Here is a 2329-nt window from a genome sequence, read left to right as displayed (position 1 = left end):
CATCACCCCGGAACCATCGCCCGCCACCCCAGTGTCCGAGGTCGCCTGACGACCCTCGATCCACAGGATTTGACTATTTCTCTCGTACGAAACTACAGTTTCGTCGAAATCCAATCCTTGAGATCTGTCCAGAAGCGCTGACAAGCATCAGATTCCGCGTGACATACAGCGGAGTCGGTGTTGCTGTCCACACGAACAACTTGCAAGGAGTAACCTGTGAAGCTGGATAAGGATGCAGCCGCCATCCTGGCAGTTGTTGCCAGTCAAAACCTTCCTCCCCTATGTGCAGGAAGTGTCCTGGAGGCTCGTCTGAGAGTTCCAGACCCGATCTTCGCCCAGGGCGAGCGCCTGCCTTTGCATTCGGTAATCGATAGCACAATCCCAGGACCCGCAGGAGACCTTCCCGTCAGGATTTACACCCCGCAGGGAGTGGGCCCGTTCCCCGCCGTCGTCTACTTTCATGGTGGAGGATTCGTAATCGGATCTATCGAAACTGCCGACCAAGGCTGTCGGCTGATTGCCAACGAAGCTGGGGCGGTGGTCATATCCGTTGGATACCGCCTAGCTCCGGAGCATCCGTACCCGTCAGCGCCTGAAGACTGTTTCGCTGCAATTACCTGGGTAGCTAAACACGCTGCGGAGGTTAACGTCGACCCCAAGAGACTCGCTGTGGCGGGCGACAGTGCAGGTGCGAACCTGGCCACTGTAGTCACTCTGATGGCGAGAGACCGCGGCGGCCCCGAGATTGCGCACCAGGCACTGCTGTACCCCAACGTCGATCTAACGGATACCGAGTACCCCTCCAAGAGCGTGGACAATGCCGAAGGATACATGCTCGAGAAAACAGACATTGATTGGTTCTACTCGCACTATCTCCCCGATCCAGACAGGGCAAGTGAACCCTACGCGTCTCCACTTCTTGCAGAGAGCCACGCCGGCCTCCCCTCCGCCACGGTGATCACAGCTGGCTTCGACCCACTGCGCGACGAAGGTTTTGCCTACGTCGCTGCACTACAGCGATCCGGCACCCCTGCCGAACACCTGCCCTATCCGTCTCTGATTCATGGCTTCTATTCGTTTCCCGCGGCCATCGGCGCTGCGCGTGATGTTGCCGCAGAGATCGGACAGCGCCTGCGCACTGCACTTTCCGCGTAACCTGCACCCCTCGAATCGACCACTCACTGAGGACAACAACTATGCACAGCCCCAAGTACATCGACATGCTGATCGTCGGAGCCGGCTTCAGTGGCCTGTACCAACTCATCAAATCCCGAAGAATGGGTTTGACTGCCCGGGTGATTGAACGCGGTTGAGAAATAGTCAAATCCTGTGGATCGAGGGTCGTCAGGCGACCTCGGACACCGGCGAATCAGGTGACGGTTCGGGGGTGATATCGACGGGCCGTTCGAGGAGCTTGCCCTTGTGGAACAGAGCGCCGGCCCGTACGAGCGCGACCAGGTGTGGCGCGTTGATCGCCCGCCACCGGGACTGCGCGGCCTCGATCAGCTTGTAGGCCATCGCCATCCCCGCCGCCCTCGAACCCGGGCCCTTGGTCACTTTGGTCCTCAATCGCACTGTGGCGAAGGTGGATTCGATCGGGTTGGTGGTGCGTAGGTGCACCCAATGCTCGGCTGGATACCGGAAGTACTCGAGCAGCACGTCGGCATCGTCGGTGATCTTCTTCACCGCCTTCGGGTACTTCGCGCCGTAGTCGCGTTCGAACGCCGCGATCGCCAACTGGGCCTTGTCGATGTCCTCCGCGTTGTAGATCTCCTTCATCGCCGCCAACGCGCCCGGATGCGCCGACTTCGGGAGCGCAGCAAGAACATTGGCTTGCTTGTGGAACCAGCAGCGTTGCTCGCGGGTGTCGGGGAACACCTCCCGCAGCGCCTTCCAGAACCCGAGCGCACCGTCGCCGACCGCCAACGCCGGGGCGCGCATCCCGCGGCGGCGGCAGCCGCGCAGCAGATCGGCCCACGACTCGGTCGATTCGCGGTAGCCGTCGGTGAGTGCGACGAGTTCCTTGCGGCCGTCGGCGCGGACCCCGAGCATTACCAGCAGGCAGAGTTTTTCCTGCTCGAGGCGGACTTTCAGGTGGATTCCGTCGACCCACAGGTACACGTAGTCGACCTGCGAGAGGTCCCTGGTGCCGAAGGCCTTCGCCTCGTCCTGCCACTGGGCCGTGAGCCGGGTGATCGAGGATGCGGACAGTCCGGCGCCGGTGCCGAGGAACTGTTCGAGCGCCGGCCCGAAGTCACTGGTTGACAGGCCGTGCAGGTACAGCAGCGGCAGCACCTCCGATACCTGCTCGGACTTGCGAGCCCAGGCG

At 61.4% G+C, this 2329-nt stretch carries 2 protein-coding genes; one reads left to right on the top strand and one right to left on the bottom strand.

Annotation, left to right across the window (positions count from 1 at the left end; genetic code table 11):
• The first annotated feature begins 216 nt into the window (after positions 1–216).
• On the top strand, positions 217–1155 hold the full coding sequence (locus tag MSZK_RS29530; RefSeq protein WP_070947256.1) for an alpha/beta hydrolase: 939 nt from the start codon (positions 217–219) through the stop codon (positions 1153–1155).
• Positions 1156–1344: 189 nt separating this feature from the next.
• Here the strand turns inward: MSZK_RS29530 and MSZK_RS29525 are convergent.
• Positions 1345–2329, bottom strand: a 985-nt coding sequence (locus MSZK_RS29525; RefSeq protein ID WP_099252083.1) for an IS256 family transposase, incomplete at its 5' end; no start/stop codon positions are given.

Origin of the sequence: Mycobacterium sp. shizuoka-1 (assembly GCF_002723835.1) — a bacterium.
Classification (GTDB): domain Bacteria; phylum Actinomycetota; class Actinomycetes; order Mycobacteriales; family Mycobacteriaceae; genus Mycobacterium.
The sequence above is the reverse complement of the archived record's forward strand: the minus strand, read 5'-3'. Positions and strand labels throughout refer to the sequence as shown.